A 14,829-nucleotide genomic window follows, 5' to 3' on the forward strand; every position below is an offset into this window, starting at 1 on the left:
GGCCCGGAGGTCGCCCTCGCGTCAGTCCCCGGCCGGGCGCCCCGCCGCGACCTCGAAGAGCATCCGGTCGATGATCCGCCCGTCGGTCTGCTCCACCGCGTGCAGCCGGCGGAACTCCGGTGACATCGACCGGTACACCTGGCGGATCGCCTCCCTGGCGTCCTCGTCGATGGCGCCGTTGTCCGACCAGACGTCGACGTCCTCGACCGAGACGTACCTGCGGGTCTCCACGTCGCCGCAGCCCGCCTCGCGCAGCAGGTCCCCGAGGTCGCCCGGCAGGAAGAAGTGCCGCCGCACCGGGTTACGCAGCCGCAGGATCTCGAAGTACTCGTCGCGGTCGTCGGTGCCGTAGGCGCAGAGGTTGATCAGAACGACCCGGCCGCCCGGCCGCGTCACCCGGGTCATCTCGGTGACCGCGGCCGGCAACTCCATGAACTGGATGCCCTGCCGACAGACCGTGATGTCGAAGGAGTCGTCGGGGAAGGGTAGGTCCTCGGCGGGGGCGAGGACGAGGTCGTCCAGCGACGGCCGGGCCTGCTCCGCCATGGCCGCGGTCACGTCGACACCGACGAGCCGTGCCACCCGCCCGCTGAACAGCCGGGAGACCAGGCCGGTCCCGCAGGCCACGTCGAGCACCTCGTGCTCCGGCCGGGGCGAGGTCAGGTCGAGGACGAGACGGCCGAGCTCGGTGTCGGTGCACCAGGCGCTGGAGCGGTCGTAGCCCTGCGCCCGCGCGGTGAAGTGGTCGACGACGTCCTGATCGCTAATTGTCACTGCTCCCCCTGTCGTTTCCACAATTCGGGACCGGCCGCGACGGCGCGGGACCGCTGTGCGGTAGCGCGCGGCGGCGATGAGGAACCCCCGCAACGCTGCTGAGCGTGCCCTGCCGAAGGCTCACTGACATTGACGTTGGACTCTAGACGGGCGATGGTCGGCGCGTCTATAGTTCTGACCACCGGGCCTGGTGGGCCGGGCAGTGATGTGCCTGGTCAACGTTTGACGGAGATTCGGGGGCGACAATCCCGCACCCTTTCGTCCAATAGAATTCCGATACCGAATCCGGCGTTTCCCGCGTTGGTCGGCAAATGCTCCGAATCATTCGGGGGAGTGGAACGGTGCAATGAGTGCCCTCACTGAGGAATTGTTCGACGAAATTCGCGCGGCGTTCATCGCCGAAGCATCGACCGTCCTGCGTTTCCAGTACTTCGCCCAGGTGTCCGAGATCGAGGGCTCGCTCGACTCCGCCCGGCTGTTCACCGAACTCGCCGAGAGCGCGGCCTGCGTGGCACACGGGCATCTCGACTTCCTGCAGGCCGTGGCCGACCCGGCCACCGGGCGGCCGCTGGGCGACACCGACCTCAACCTCGCCGCCGCGCTGAGCAGCGAGATGGAGGCCGCGACCGCCCGCTACCCGGCGCTGGTCCAGCAGGCACACGAGGAGGGGCTGGCCGACGTCGCGAGCTGGCTGGAGACCCTGCGCGCCCTCAAGCACGCGCATCTGGCCAAGCTGAGCGCCGCCCACGAGGCGCTGCGCGGCGTACCCGCCGGGTCGCTCGGCGAGCCGGTTGCCGGATGACCACCGGCCAGCAGACCGCCGACCAGGAAGTGAGCCAGCCGATGGAGTCCACGCAGGCCGCCCCGCCCCCGCCCCCGGCGCCCGCCGACACCAGGTACGACGCCAGCACGATCATGGTCCTCTCCGGCCTCGACGGAGTACGCCGGCACCCGTCGATGTACATCGGCTCGGTCGGTGTGGCCGGCTGGCACCACCTGGTCAGCGAGCTGGTCGACAACGCGGTGGACGAGGCGGAGGCGGGACACTGCCGCGACGTCGAGGTCGTCCTGCACAGCGACGGCTCCTGCTCGGTCGGCGACGACGGCCGGGGCATACCCGTCGACCCGCACCCGGAGCACCAGCGCCCGGCCGCCGAGGTGCTGCTGACCACCCTGCACTCCGGCGGCAAGTTCGAGGCCGGGTCCTACCGCACCTCGGCCGGGTTGCACGGCGTCGGACTCTCCTGCGTCAACGCCCTGTCCGAGCGGCTGGAGCTGGACGTGTGGCGCGACGGCGCCCACCACCGACAGATCTACACGCGAGGCGCGCCGGCCGGCGACCTCACGCGGGTCGGCGCATCGGACCGCACCGGCACCCGCATCCGTTTCCTCCCGGACGAGACGGTCCTGGAGACCGCGGAGTTCTCGGCCGCCCTGATCCGCAGCCGGCTGGAGGAGGTCGCCTTCCTGCACCCGACGCTGACCCTGCGGCTGCGCGACGAGCGCACCGGGGAGGACGTCCGGCTCAGCTACCAGTCCGGCGTGGGCGGATTCCTGCGACACCGGCACCGCGACGCGGTGTGGGTGCACCCGGACCCGCTCACCGTCCGGCACGAGACCGACGACCTGGCGCTCGACGCCGCCTTCTGCTGGACCGAGGGCTACACCGAGGACATCCAGAGCTTCGTCAACAGCGTCCGGACCGACCACCACGGCACCCACGTGGACGGGCTGCGGGCCGCGCTGGCCGAGGTGATCAACGCGTACGCGACCAGCCGCGGCCTGCTCGACACGACCGCCGGGGAACGGATCACCACGGTCGACATCCTCGAAGGGCTGGCCGCGGTCGTCGCGGTCCGGATGCGCAGCCCCCGCTTCGACGGACAGACCAAGAAGCGGTTGCAGAGCAGCGAGGTCGCCGGCTTCGTCCGCGCCGCCGTGTCGGCCGAGTTGACCCGGCAGTTGGCGCTCGACGACGACCTGGGGCAGCGCCTGGTCAAACGCACGCTCGACTCCGCGCGCGCCCGGCTCGCCGCCCGGCTGGCCAGTCGCACCGCACAGGTCCGGCGCCGCCAGATCGAGGTCGACTACGCCGTCTACCAGCGTCAGTTCGGCATCCGCTCGCGCAACTGGCACGACTCCTGCTCCTGGCTCACCGACGAGGGCCTGCTGGCCCAGCACGCGGCGCTCTGCGACGTCGCCCCGGACGCCCGGATGCTGGACGTCTGCTGCGGCAGCGGGGTGGTCGGCAACGCCTTCCGGGGCCGGGTCGGCGAGATGATCGGCCTGGACATCACCCCGGAGATGGTGTCGCTCGCCTCCACCCGGCTCGACAAGGTCCACCAGGGCACCGTCTACGACCTGCCGTTCCCCGACGCCAGCTTCGACCTGGTCGTCAACCGCGAGGTGCTGCACCTGCTGCCGAACCCGGAGAAGCCGGTGTCGGAGGTCTTCCGGGTCCTCAGACCGGGCGGGCAGTTCATCGTCGGCCAGATCGTCCCGTACGCCGACGAGGACGCGTACTGGATGTTCCGGATCTTCAAGAAGAAGCAGCCGCTGCTGTTCCAGATGTTCCGCGAGCCGGACTTCCGGCGGCTGTTGCTCGGCGCCGGCTTCACCGACCTGACGATGGAGGAGTACCTGCTCTGGGAGTCGATCGACAAGTGGATCGACACCCACGAGACGACCCCCGCCGCCCGCCAGGAGATCTACCGGCTCTTCTACGACGCCCCGGCCCAGGTGCGGGCGGTGCACCCGTTCGAGGTCTCCGCCGACGGATCGGTCCGGGACCAGTGGCGCTGGTGCGTGTACTCGGTACGGAAACCGGTGTGTTGACCGGCACCGCGCCCGGGCTCGCCGGTCACGCCCACCTGGCGGACCGGCTGACCGAACTGCGCCGGCTGCGGCGACCCGTGGTGCGGGACTTCACCGGCCGGGTCCGGGACCTGGTGGTGCTCGCCTCCAGCTCCCGCAGTGGTTCCAGCATGCTCGCCGAGATGCTGCGCCGGACACCCGCGTTGCTGCACCTGCGCGCGGAGTTCAACCCGTACCTGCGGCTCGCCGGCCTGGTGCCGCCGGACAGCGGGACCGGCAGCGACCAGCTCGACGCCGCGCACCTGGCCGCCCTGCCGCCCGCGCGCCGCCGGGTGTTCGACGAGGAGCTGTCGCTGGACGTCGGCCGACCGGACCCGACGGTCTCGCCGGAACAGTTCCTGCTGGACGCGGCCTGGCGGTTCACCATCCAGTGGCCGACGCTGGAGATCGACCTGGCGGCCTGGCTCGACACGGCCCGCCTGGTGCTGGCCGAGCTCCGGTCGCAGCCCGACTTCGACCCGGCCTGCCTGTCGCAGGCGGCCCGGTTCCACGCCCGGCTGCACGCCGCCCTCGCCGTACGCGGCGTGCCGATCCGCACCGGCTACTACGACATGCCACCGCACCTCGCCGGACCGCCGTGGCGCCAGGACGTGCGGGGCGCCCCCGGCGAACTGCTGGTGGAGGAGCCGCCCTTCGTGCTCACTGTCGGCTGGCGTTACGCCACCGCGCACGACCTGGCGACCCGCCCGCTGGTGATCAAGACGCCCAGCAACGCCTACCGGCTGGGGTTCCTCCGGGCACTGTTCCCGAACGCCCGGATGCGCGTCCTGCACCTGACCCGCAACCCGGCCGGATCCATCAACGGCCTGTACGACGGCTGGCTCTATCACGGCTTCCACGCCCACAAGATGGACCGGCCCCTGAACATCACCGGCTACGGGCGGGACCGGCCCGAGGACCGCTGGTGGTGGAAGTTCGACCTGCCGCAGGGCTGGCAGGACTACACCCGGGCGACCCTGCCCGACGTCTGCGCCCTGCAGTGGCGCTCCTGTCACCGGGCGATCCTCGACGACGCCGCCACGCTGCGGCTGCCCTACCTGCGGGTGCGGTTCGAGGACCTGGTGCGCTCCGCGCAGAGCCGGGCGGGCGTGCTGACCCGGATCACCGACTGGCTCGGAGTGCCGATGGACGGACCGCTCCGCGCGATCGCGGCCGACGGGCTGCGGGACCCCGTGGTCGCGACCGCGCCGCCGCAACCCGGCCGATGGCGACGGCGGTCGGAGCTGGTGCGCGCCGCCATCGGGGGTCCGGAGCGGCGACTGGCCGAGGAGCTGGGATATGACGACGACGAATCCTGGATCTGAGACCACCGCGCCGCCGCCGAGCACTCTGGGCGGTGCCGGGTGGTCGCCCCGGTCGACCAGCCACGAGCAGGAGGTGGCGGCCGGTCGGCTCTGGGCCCGCTGCGGCTACCGGTCGGAGTCCGCGCCGCTGCGGGCGGTGCTGCTCGGCTGGCCGCCGGAGAGCCTGGCACGGATCACCGATCCGGCCGCCGCACTGATGACCGCGCGGGTGGACCTCGGCGCCATGCGCGCGGAGACCGAGGCGGTCGCCGCGGCGTTCGCGGAGGCGGGCGTGGAGGTGGTGCTGGCCCGCCCGGCGGCGGACACGCCACCGAACTTCGTCTTCACCCGTGACCTGTTCGTCGCCACCCCGGCGGGAGTGGTGGTGGGCCGCACGGCCGCCGCGCAACGGGCCGGCGAGGAACGGTACGCCGCCGCCGCACTGGCCGCCGCCGGATACCCGGTGCTGGCCACGGTGGCGGGCAGCGCCACCCTTGAGGGCGCGGACGCGCTGTGGCTGGACCGCGACACGGTGATGGTCGGGGTGGGTTTCCGGACGAGCGCGGCCGGAGCGGAGTGTCTGCGGCGTGTCCTGGCGGACCAGGGCGTGCAGGTGGTCACCGTCCGCCTCGGCCCGGGTGTCCAGCACCTCCTGGGCGCGGTGACCTTCCTCGACGAACGGTTGGCGGCGGTGCACGCCGCCGCGGCGACCGATGAGTTGCGGGCGCTGCTGCGCTCCCGGGACGTCCGTTCGGTGGAGTTCGCGCCGGACGACGAGTTGCTGCGGCGACGGGGGATGAACCTGGTGGCGCTGGGGCCCCGGCGGGCCCTGATGCCGGCCGGCGCGCCGGGCATCCGCCGTCGTCTGGAGGGTGTCGGTGTGACCGTGACCGAGGTCGGCGTCGACCAGCACGTCCGGGCCGCCGGGGCGCTGGGCTGCATGACGGGCATCCTGCACCGGGCGGAGTGAGCACGTAGACAGCGACGTGGGAGGCGAGATGACCACATCAGCGTCGGAGCAGAACGTGGGCGGGGATCCGGCCGAGGAGCCCCTCGTCCGCCTGGAACGCTGGCGCGCCACGTGGCCGGAGGACGACCCGCACGCCAACTTCCGTGACGAGGTCATGCGGTACGGCATGCTGGACCCGCTGGTGACCCTGCGTGGGATGTCGCGCAACCTGGGCATCCCGGTCGGGGTGCTGGCCCGCTACGTGCTGGCCCGCTGGGCGACCGGCGGCAGCGAGGGGCTGCTGGAGATCGGCCCGGTCATGGTGCGGCGACTGTGGAAGCCGATCGCCGAGGCGGAGGCCGCGGACGACGACGCCCGCCGGCTGGCCGCGTACCACCAGGTGCGTCAGATGATCTCCTGGCTGAAGGTCCCCCTCGACGACCCGAGCGTCTACCCGGTGGCCGGTGAGTCCGGCCCGTCCGACGACGACCGACCTCTAGATCGACAACCCTCGATATAATCGTGCTCAATCGCCGGACGTCCCGACCGGACGCCCCGGCGGCGACGACAGGAAGGTCTCAGTCATGCCTCGTGTACTTTCCCTCGCTCCCGAGCTGTACGCCAACGCCACCAACTCCGTCGACCACCGCTACCAGGAACAGATGCGGGAGCAGGACCTGACGCCGGTGCCCACCGACCCGACACTGCCCCGCTTCACCCTGGTCGTCGGGCCGTCACCGTTCACCATGCCGCGTGGGTGGGAGTTCTTCCTGACGTCCCCCTACGAGGGGGCCTCCTACATCTCCACCGTCCTGCACAACGCCGGCTACCCGGTGCGGATCGTCGACGTCCGGTACACGCCGAACCCCCTCCAGGCCGCCTACGACCAGATCATCGGCCAGACCGACGTCCTGGGCATCTGCACCTTCGAGGACAACTTCCCGTTCTGCAACGAACTGATGGCCATGGTCCGGGACAACGCACCCGAGATCCCCATCATCTGCGGCGGTTCGCTGGTCACCTCGGTGCCCAACCTGTTCATGGAGCACACCGCCTGCGACATCGCGGTGATCAGCGAGGGTGAGATCACGATCCTCGACCTGATGGAGAGCTACGCCGCCGGCCGCTGGTCACAGGACCTGCCCACCATCCGCGGCATCGTCTACCGGACGCCGGAAGGCGTCGTCAAGCGCACCCCGCCGCGTGGACAGATGATGGACCTCGACGCGCTGCCCCGGATGCGCCTGGAACTGTGGCCGCAGGCGCAGAGCCCGATGGGCCTCCAGCCGCAGATCATCTCCTCCTACAGCCGTGGCTGCAAGATGGACTGCTCCTTCTGCTACCGGACCACCCCCCAGGTACGCGCCAAGTCACCCGAGAAGATGGACGCCGACCTGGCCTGGCTCAAGAGCCGCTACGGCATCGAGTTCAGCTTCTTCGTCGACCTCACGTTCAGCTCCCACCGCCGCCAGACCATCGAGATCTGCGACGTCATCAAGGACCACGACCTACGCTGGACCTGCCTGACCCGGTGCGCCGACATGGACAAGCCCAGGATCGACGCGATGCGCGACGCGGGCGCCGACATCATCCTCTACGGCGTCGAGTCCCTCGGCTCCGAAGTGCTGCGCGAGGCCCGCAAGGGCAACTCGGAGAACATCACCGTCCGGGCCATGCGGACCACGTTCGACGGCGGCGTACGGTTCGGCGCCCTGCTCATCGTCGGCCTGCCCAACGAGAGCGAGGAATCCCTCAACCACATGGTCGAGTTCGCCGAGACGTACAACCACGTGACCCGGGTCAAGTACCTCTCCGCGATGCCGGGCACCACCGTCTACCAGCAGGCGCTCCAGTCGGGCCTGATGCGCAGCGAACTGGACCACGTCAACTGGCTCTCCATCGAGCAGGCCCTGCACGAGGACGAGTTCCTCAACGTCAGCGGGCTCTCCGAGCAGGCCTGCCGCGACGCCTACAAGCGCGTCTACGACGCCTACCAGCCCGGCCCGGTGATGGACTTCCAGCACTGGCCCGAGAACTTCACGCACTTCCACCCCAACCCCGACGACGGGCTCACGCGCTCCACCTCGTACGCCGGCTCGGGCTGGCGGGCCGAGGCCAGTTCCGCCGGCGCGCCGCTGGTGCCCGGCTCGGAGCGGTACACCCTGGACCAGGTGGCCTCGCCGGAGGTCGCCGCCGCCGGAAGCAGCCTGATGGCCTGCGGCGCGAAGAAGGTGACCGGAGGACTGGTCACCGCCGGCTCGGCGTGACGACGGACGGCACCGGGCGGAGCGGGCGCAGCCAGAGCCCGGTACTCATCATCGGCACCGAACGCTCCGGCTCGAACCTGCTCCGCCTGGTGCTGAACGCACACTCCCGCATCGCCGTCCCGCACCCGCCGCACTTCATGCGCTACCTGGCACCGGTGGCCGACTGCTATGGCGACCTCACCGACGAGGGCAACCGGCGGCGGCTCGTCGACGACGCCTGTCTCCTGCTCGACCGGCACATCTCCCCGTGGCCGCACCGCGTCGACCCCGACCTGGCGGTGGCCCGGGCCAGCCCCACCCTCTTCGGGGTGGTCGCCGAACTGTACGAGCAGTACCGCGAGGCGGAGGGGAAGGCCCGCTGGGGCTGCAAGAGCACCTTCATGGTCGACCACGTCACCGACGTCCTGGCCGAATACCCGGCGGCCCGGTTCGTCTGGCTGGTCCGCGACCCCCGGGACGTGGCCGCCTCCGCCCGCCGGGCGGTGTTCGGGCACTGCCACCCCTACCTCACCGGGCGACTCTGGGCGCGGCAGCAGACCTCGGCCGCCGCCGCGCTGGCCCGCCACGGCCCCGACACCGTCCACCTGCTGCGCTACGAGGACCTGGTGCAGCAGCCACGGGACATGATCACGCAGCTCTGCGCCTGGCTGGGGGAGTCGCCGGAACCCGCGCTCTTCGCCCACGACCGCACCCCGACGGCCAGGGCGCTGGCCAGTCTCTCGGAGTCGTGGCGCAACGCCGGCCAGCCGGTGACCACCAGCAGCGTCGGCACCTGGCGCCGCCGCCTGCCCCCCACCGAGGTCGGCCTGGTGGAGGCCGCCGCCGGGCCGGTCATGGCCGAACTGGGCTACCCCGTCGACGCCGGACCGGCCGTACCGCCCCATCCGGCACTGCTGCGCCTGCGCGAGGGCGTCCTGCGGGCCGGAGTCGAGTACCGATCACTGCGGCAGGACCGCAACGCCGTACGCCGGTGGCGGCGCGACGCCACCGTACGGTGGATCCACACCCGCGCCCGCCTCACCCGCCTCGGTGCAAGGAGGGGTCCCCTGCTAACGCCTACGGCATAGCAGGGGACCCCTCCTCACGCCGACGGCAGAGCCGCCGGTCAACGTCGCCCGGCGTAGCCCGCCAACACCTCCAGCAGCGCGTCCGCGTGCCGTTCGAACGTGTACTCCCCACGCCGGGCCAGCACGTCGGCGCCGAGCCGACCCAGCCGCGCCCGGTCGTGCAACACGTCGGCCAACTCGTCGTACCCGTCGAACAGGAAACCGATCCCCTCCTGCCGCACGATCCGCTCCATGGCCTCCTGGCCGCCGCGCTGCTGGGCCACCGGCAGCCCGGCGGCCAGGTACGGCACCAGCCGGTTCGGCCGGTTCATCCGCTGGAAACCCACCTCGTGGGTGCCCTGCGCCACCACGTGCATCAACCCGGCGTCGTACCGGGACCACTCGGCGACGAACCGTTCCGGCGGAATGTGGTCGTGCAGGTGCACGTAACCGCTCTCGGCGAGCCGCGCGTACGCGGCGCGGGCGTGCGCGTTGTCCACACTCCAGATCGACTGGGCGTTCGGACCGATGTACTTGCCGCCGTAGATGTGCACGTGGACCCGGCGACGACTCAACGCCGCACACAGCTCGCGGATGTCGGTACGGCCCCGGGTGCTGGACACCCCACCGGCGACCAGCAGGTGCGGCTCCCCGTCCCGCTCGCGCAGCTTGCCGGTCAGGTCGTCGGTGAAGTACCGCGCCGGCAGGTAGTCCGGGTCCAGCAGGTGCGCCGATGCGTCACTGACCCCGTACGCCCCACGGAAGTAGTCCCACGACTCCTGGTTGATGTAGATCTGCCCGGCGGTCTCGGTCAACGCCCGCCGCTCCAGCTCGGCCGGCTCGCAGAAGTGCTCCTTGTGGTGGCGCACCACCGGACCCACCCCGGCATCGAGCAACTCGCCGAGCAACTGCAACGACCCGTCCCAGACGTTCTTCAGGCTGTAGACCACGTCGACGCGGTGCTCCGCCGCGATCCGGGTCAACTCCGCACCGGCCGGCCCCGCCGGCAGCCGGAACTGCGGCACACTCGACGGCAGCACGTCCGGCGTGGGCCGCTGTGCCGGTGCCGGCATCGTGACGTACGTCAACCGGTGCCCCCGCTCGGCCAACGTCATGATCCGCTCCGGGTACCGGCCGAGCCGTCCGGCCACCAGGATGTTCACGCCGTGCCCTCCGCCGGGATCGACTCCGCCCCGCCCGCAACCGAGGCGTCGGCCGCAACCGAGGCGTCGGCCGCAACCGAGGCGTTGGCCGCCGCCGGTGCGTCGATGCCCAGCCCGGCGGCCACCGTGCACAGGTCCCGCCACGTGGCGTCGGGCAGCACCACCCCGTCGGCCGCCGCCCGCGCGCGCTGCTCCGGCTCGCCCGGCACCAGCACCTCACCCGAGTCCGGATCGGCCGGCACCGCCTTGAGCCGCCGCACCGTCGCCTCGACGAAATCGTGCAACCGTTCCGGTGGCCCGAACCGGGCCGGGTCGACGGCGAGCACGAAGAGGCAACTCGACCGTTCCGCACCGGCGAACCGGTCACCGTCGCTGAGCCCGACGGCGAGCAACTCGGCGATCACCGCGAGCGCGAAACCCTTGTGGCCTCCGAACGGCAACAGGTACCCGCCGGTGAAGAAGTCCTCCAGCCGGGTACTCGGACTGCCCTGCGCGTCCAGCACCCACCCCGGGGGCACGCTCTGCGCCCCGGCGGCCCGCGCGATCTGCAACTTCCCGATGGAGACCATGCTGGTGGCGAAGTCCAGCACCACCGGGGGCTGGCCCGCCGCACGTGGGATGGCCCAGGTGACCGGGTTGGTGGCCAGCGCACCGTCCGTCCCACCGTGCGGCGCGACCTTCCACGGACCCTGACCCTCCCCGCCGGTCAACAACCCGATCAGGCCGGCGTCGGCGATGCGCTCGGACCAGCCGCCCAGCCGCCCGGTGTGGTGCGCGTGCGACATCACCACCGCCGCCAGTCCGCTGTGGGCGGCCTTCTCCACCACCAGGTCGACGGCGTACCGGGCGGCCAGGTGACCGAAACCGCCCGCGCCGTCGACGACGGCGGTCGCGGGCGCGTCGTCGACGACGAACGGACGCGCGGTCGGCTTCAACCGGCCCTGGGCGATGTCCCGCAGGTACGACGGCAGCTTGAGCACGCCGTGCGAGCCGTGCCCGGCCAGGTCGGCACCGATCAGCGAATCGGCGACGACCTCGGCGACGTCGTCCGGTGTGCCGGCCTGACCGAGCAGTGCGAGTACCAGTCGACGGAGGTCTGCGACGGCGATGAGGGCCATGGGCGTCCTGTCGGATGTCGGGTGTCGGAGGCAGACAGCCTTCTTAACCCATCACCGACCCACCCGGCAATCCATCCCCGTGGATGACCGTGATCGACGTCGGTCGACTCCAGGTCACGCCCGGCCGGCGGTCGCGTCGGCCTCCTGCGGGGTGAGTAGCGCCCGGACCTGGTCGGCACCGAGCGCCAGCAACAGGGTCGGCAGTCGAGGGCCGGTGTCCCGGTGCACCAGGAGGCGGTACACGAGACCGAAGAACGCCCGCTGGGCGGCCCGCAGCTCGGGGCTGGGCGCGGTGTCCAGCGGAAGACCGAGCTGCTGCTTCGGCACCCCGTAGACCAGCGCGGTCAGCCCGTCCAGCGTCCAGTTCTCCACGAGCCCGTCGACGAGCAGCCGCAACCCCTCGCGCTGGACCGGATCGAGGGAGGCCAGCAACTCCCGATCCGGCTCGCTCCGCACCTGCGTACGCTCCGCCGGTGACACGTGCGTGGCCACCCAGTCCGCCGCGCGGTCGAGCCGGGGACGCACCTCGTCCAACGAGCCCACCGGATCCTGCGGCGTCATGTCCCGCAGGATCCGCAGCGTCTGCTCCTCGGTGCCGGCGGTGATGTCGTACACCGACGCCAGCGTGCGGAAGGACATCGGCCGCGCGGTCTGCGGCAACTCCACCTCCGCGGTACGCGACGAGCGGTCGAGCACCACTGCGTCGACCTCCGACGCGCTGCCCGCCCGCACCCGTCCCACCAGGGCGTCCCACTCGTCGTAGAGCCGGCTCACCTCCTGGTCGAACGCCACCGTGATCGACTGGTTCGGTCGACGCCGCACGTACAACCAGCGCACCAGGGCCGGCTCCAGGATCCGCAACGCGTCGTCCGGCGTCGGCGCGGCACCGGCGGAACCGCTGAGCTTCGCCGCCCCCTTGGTGCCGACGAACGAGTAGCCGCGATAGACCGGAGCCTTGCCGCCGTACACCCGGTCGACCACCTCGCCGCCGACCGTGTAGCTGGAGCCGGGGGAGGAGTGGTCCACCCCGGCGGCCTCGAACAGGACCTGCTCGTACGCCCACCGCATCGGCCAGTCGACCTTCCAGACCAGCTTGCCCGGGTCCTGCCGGTCCAGCCAGGCCCGGTCGGAGTGCCCACAGACGCAGGTGTACCGGATCTCGGTGGTCTCGTCGTCGAAGGACACGATCGTCGTGTCGTCGCGCCGGCAGACCGCACAGTAGACCTTGTACGGGTAGTAGGTGTCCTGGGCGGTCAGCCCCTCCTCGGACTCGCCCTGGTCGACCTTGGTGCGGTACCTGCCCAGCACCGACCCGATCAGCTCCCGGGCCCGCATGGCCGTGACGACCTGCTCGCGGTACCGGCCACCGGTGTACATGGCGGTCTGCGAGATCTCGTCGACGACCACACCGAGTTGCCGCAACGCCGCCCGGAACGGCGCCTTGAAGTGCTCGGCCCAGTTCTCGTGCTCCCCGCACGGGTCCGGCACCCCGGTCAGCGGGCGGCCGACGTACTCCGCGAAGGACGGGTCGACCCCGGCCGGGACCTTGCGCAGCCGGTCGTAGTCGTCCCAGGAGAGCAGGTGCCGGCTCGGCAACCCGCGCCGACTCACCTCGTCGGCGACGAAGTGCTGGACCATGATCTCGCGCAGGTTACCCAGGTGGATCGGCCCGGACGGACTGATCCCCGAGGCGCAGACGAGCACCGGTGTCCCGGGCCGGCGCTCCCACTCCGCCACCACGTCGTCGGCAACCCGTGCCACCCAGTCGCCGGCATCAACCTCAGCCACCGAACTCCCCTCCAGCCGTGTCGGCCCACCACCTTAGTGCCGGCACTCCGCCGTTGTCCGGACGCACCACGAACACGCTGAGTCGTCGGCGTGCCGGAGCGGCCGGACGGTCGGACGCGGTCAGTCGGACCTGATCGGACCCGCCGCCGGACGGACGCCGAGGACCTGCCCCGCGTGGCGCATGTCGAGATCGCCGACCGCTGCGGCGACCAGCAACGACTCGATCCCGGCCAGGATCCGCCGGGCGTCCTCGACGCCGAGGTACGCGGTGTCCACCCGCAGTTGCAACGCGGCGGCACCCGACGCGTCCGAGACGCTCAGGAACACGGTCAGGTCCTGCTGCTCCCAACCGGTCACGTACTCGATCCGGGTGTCACGGCACAGCGCGGCGAGATCCTCGGCCAACTCCTGCGGGGCGGACCGCACCTGCGGCAGCCCCGACCACCGTTGCTGCTCCCGGGCGTCGTTGAAGAAGACGCCGACCTGCGGGACGAAACCCCGCCGTGCCGCCACCCGGCGCTGCGCCTCGGCCAGCTCGACGGTGTCGTGGTTGCCGTGCTGATAGGTCAGCAGGGCCTGCCGGTAGCAGCGGGTGACCAGGTCCGTGAACGAACCCGTCCCGACGTCGACCCGGAACAGGCCGTTCTGCACCACCGGGCCGATCATCGTCTGTAGCCGGCGTTCCACCCGGCCGCCGACGATCAGGGTCAGAAACGCCGGATCGGCACCGGTGTGATGGGAGACCACCGCTGCCTGGGCGGCCAGCAGGACCGCACTGGTGCTCACCCGTTGCCGGTCGGCGAGCAGCTCCGCGGCCACCGCGACGGCCGACGACTCGATGTCGACCTGCACGATCCGCGGCGTGTGCGGCGGCGCGGACGACGGCGGCACGAGCGACTCCGGCACCTCGCCGAGCAGGTCCTCGCGGAACCGCACCGCCCGCCGGCTACGCCTGCGTCCCGGCTCGCTCGCCTCGTACGCGGCCTGATCCAGCGGCTGCCACCGCGACTCGACCGGCTCGACCGGCACCCCCGCCAGAGCATCGCGCAGCTCCGTCTTCAGCAGGGACAACCCGATCGCGTCGACGGCCGCGTGCGAGACGTTCAGCACCAGCGCGGCGGGTGTCTCGTCGGCCAGGACCAGGGCGAACCGCACCGGCCACTGCTCGGCCAGGTCGAACACCGTCGCGGTCATCGCCGCGACCAGCTCCTTGGCGTCCTCGATCACCCGATCGGGCGCCGCCGACCAGACCGGCACCGTCAGGGTGCCGGACCCGTCCACCTCCTGCCGCAGACCCGTCGCGTCCATCACCAGCCGGGTGCGGAGCACGTCGACCCGCGCGACGACCTCCTCCAGCGCGCGCCCCACCCCGGCGACCGTGACACCCTCCGGAACCGGCACCATCTCGCGCATCGTGAAGCTCTGCGGCTGATCACCCAACCAGGAGATGACGCCCCAGATCTCCCGCTGCGCCCAGGAGGCCGACGCCTGCGCCTGCCGTGCCCCCCGCACCGTCACCACGAGATCGTGGCCGGGCTTCCTCTCCATACCGGGATCCCCCGCTCCG

The 14,829-nt window shown here is 71.6% G+C and carries 12 protein-coding genes; 7 read left to right on the top strand and 5 right to left on the bottom strand.

Features of this window, described 5'->3' with window-relative positions; genetic code table 11:
• Window positions 1-21: 21 nt before the first annotated feature.
• A complete protein-coding gene (locus tag ACFYTT_RS01660; protein WP_201272239.1) occupies window positions 22-774 on the bottom strand; it encodes a class I SAM-dependent methyltransferase in 753 nt (250 codons plus the stop codon).
• Between the two features lie 346 nt (window positions 775-1,120).
• On the opposite strand from ACFYTT_RS01660, the gene ACFYTT_RS01665 reads away from it, so the two are divergent.
• The 7 genes from ACFYTT_RS01665 (at window position 1,121) to ACFYTT_RS01695 (ending at window position 9,214) form a co-directional block, all read left to right on the top strand.
• A complete protein-coding gene (locus ACFYTT_RS01665) occupies window positions 1,121-1,576 on the top strand; it encodes a rubrerythrin (RefSeq protein WP_176093579.1) in 456 nt (151 codons plus the stop codon).
• Window positions 1,573-3,609, top strand: a complete 2,037-nt coding sequence (locus tag ACFYTT_RS01670) for a methyltransferase domain-containing protein (RefSeq protein WP_387257093.1) — start codon at window positions 1,573-1,575, stop codon at window positions 3,607-3,609. The genes ACFYTT_RS01665 and ACFYTT_RS01670 overlap by 4 nt, the downstream gene beginning before the upstream one ends.
• Entirely contained in the window at window positions 3,603-4,952 is a 1,350-nt protein-coding gene (locus tag ACFYTT_RS01675; RefSeq protein WP_387257096.1) for a sulfotransferase, read from the top strand. The genes ACFYTT_RS01670 and ACFYTT_RS01675 overlap by 7 nt, the downstream gene beginning before the upstream one ends.
• Window positions 4,927-5,901 carry an arginine deiminase family protein gene (locus ACFYTT_RS01680; protein WP_131050867.1) on the top strand — a complete coding sequence of 325 codons (975 nt, stop codon included), beginning with the start codon at window positions 4,927-4,929 and terminating at the stop codon, window positions 5,899-5,901. The genes ACFYTT_RS01675 and ACFYTT_RS01680 overlap by 26 nt, the downstream gene beginning before the upstream one ends.
• 28 nt (window positions 5,902-5,929) lie before the next feature.
• Entirely contained in the window at window positions 5,930-6,400 is a 471-nt protein-coding gene (locus ACFYTT_RS01685; RefSeq protein WP_131050866.1) for a DUF6027 family protein, read from the top strand.
• Between the two features lie 64 nt (window positions 6,401-6,464).
• The gene (locus tag ACFYTT_RS01690; protein ID WP_131050865.1) at window positions 6,465-8,147 is read left to right on the top strand and encodes a B12-binding domain-containing radical SAM protein; all 1,683 of its coding nucleotides are present in this window, start codon (window positions 6,465-6,467) and stop codon (window positions 8,145-8,147) included.
• Window positions 8,144-9,214: a sulfotransferase family protein gene (locus ACFYTT_RS01695; protein WP_387257100.1), complete on the top strand. Its 1,071-nt coding sequence runs from the start codon at window positions 8,144-8,146 to the stop codon at window positions 9,212-9,214. Before ACFYTT_RS01690 ends, ACFYTT_RS01695 begins: the two co-directional genes overlap by 4 nt.
• Window positions 9,215-9,252: 38 nt before the next feature.
• On the opposite strand, the gene ACFYTT_RS01700 is transcribed toward ACFYTT_RS01695, so the two are convergent.
• The 4 genes from ACFYTT_RS01700 to ACFYTT_RS01715 all read right to left on the bottom strand — a co-directional run bounded on the left by ACFYTT_RS01700 (window position 9,253) and on the right by ACFYTT_RS01715 (window position 14,810).
• Window positions 9,253-10,356 (bottom strand): glycosyltransferase, encoded by a 1,104-nt coding sequence (locus tag ACFYTT_RS01700; RefSeq protein ID WP_176093576.1) that lies wholly within the window; start codon window positions 10,354-10,356, stop codon window positions 9,253-9,255.
• Window positions 10,353-11,474, bottom strand: coding sequence for an Ldh family oxidoreductase (locus ACFYTT_RS01705; RefSeq protein ID WP_387257103.1), 1,122 nt, complete (start codon window positions 11,472-11,474; stop codon window positions 10,353-10,355). Before ACFYTT_RS01705 ends, ACFYTT_RS01700 begins: the two co-directional genes overlap by 4 nt.
• 114 nt (window positions 11,475-11,588) lie before the next feature.
• Window positions 11,589-13,262, bottom strand: coding sequence for a lysine--tRNA ligase (lysS, locus tag ACFYTT_RS01710; RefSeq protein WP_387257105.1), 1,674 nt, complete (start codon window positions 13,260-13,262; stop codon window positions 11,589-11,591).
• Window positions 13,263-13,382: 120 nt separating this feature from the next.
• Window positions 13,383-14,810, bottom strand: a complete 1,428-nt coding sequence (locus ACFYTT_RS01715) for a condensation domain-containing protein (protein ID WP_387257107.1) — start codon at window positions 14,808-14,810, stop codon at window positions 13,383-13,385.
• Window positions 14,811-14,829 lie beyond the last annotated feature (19 nt).

Source organism: Micromonospora sp. NPDC003816 (genome assembly GCF_042874705.1).
In the GTDB taxonomy this organism is placed as follows: domain Bacteria; phylum Actinomycetota; class Actinomycetes; order Mycobacteriales; family Micromonosporaceae; genus Micromonospora.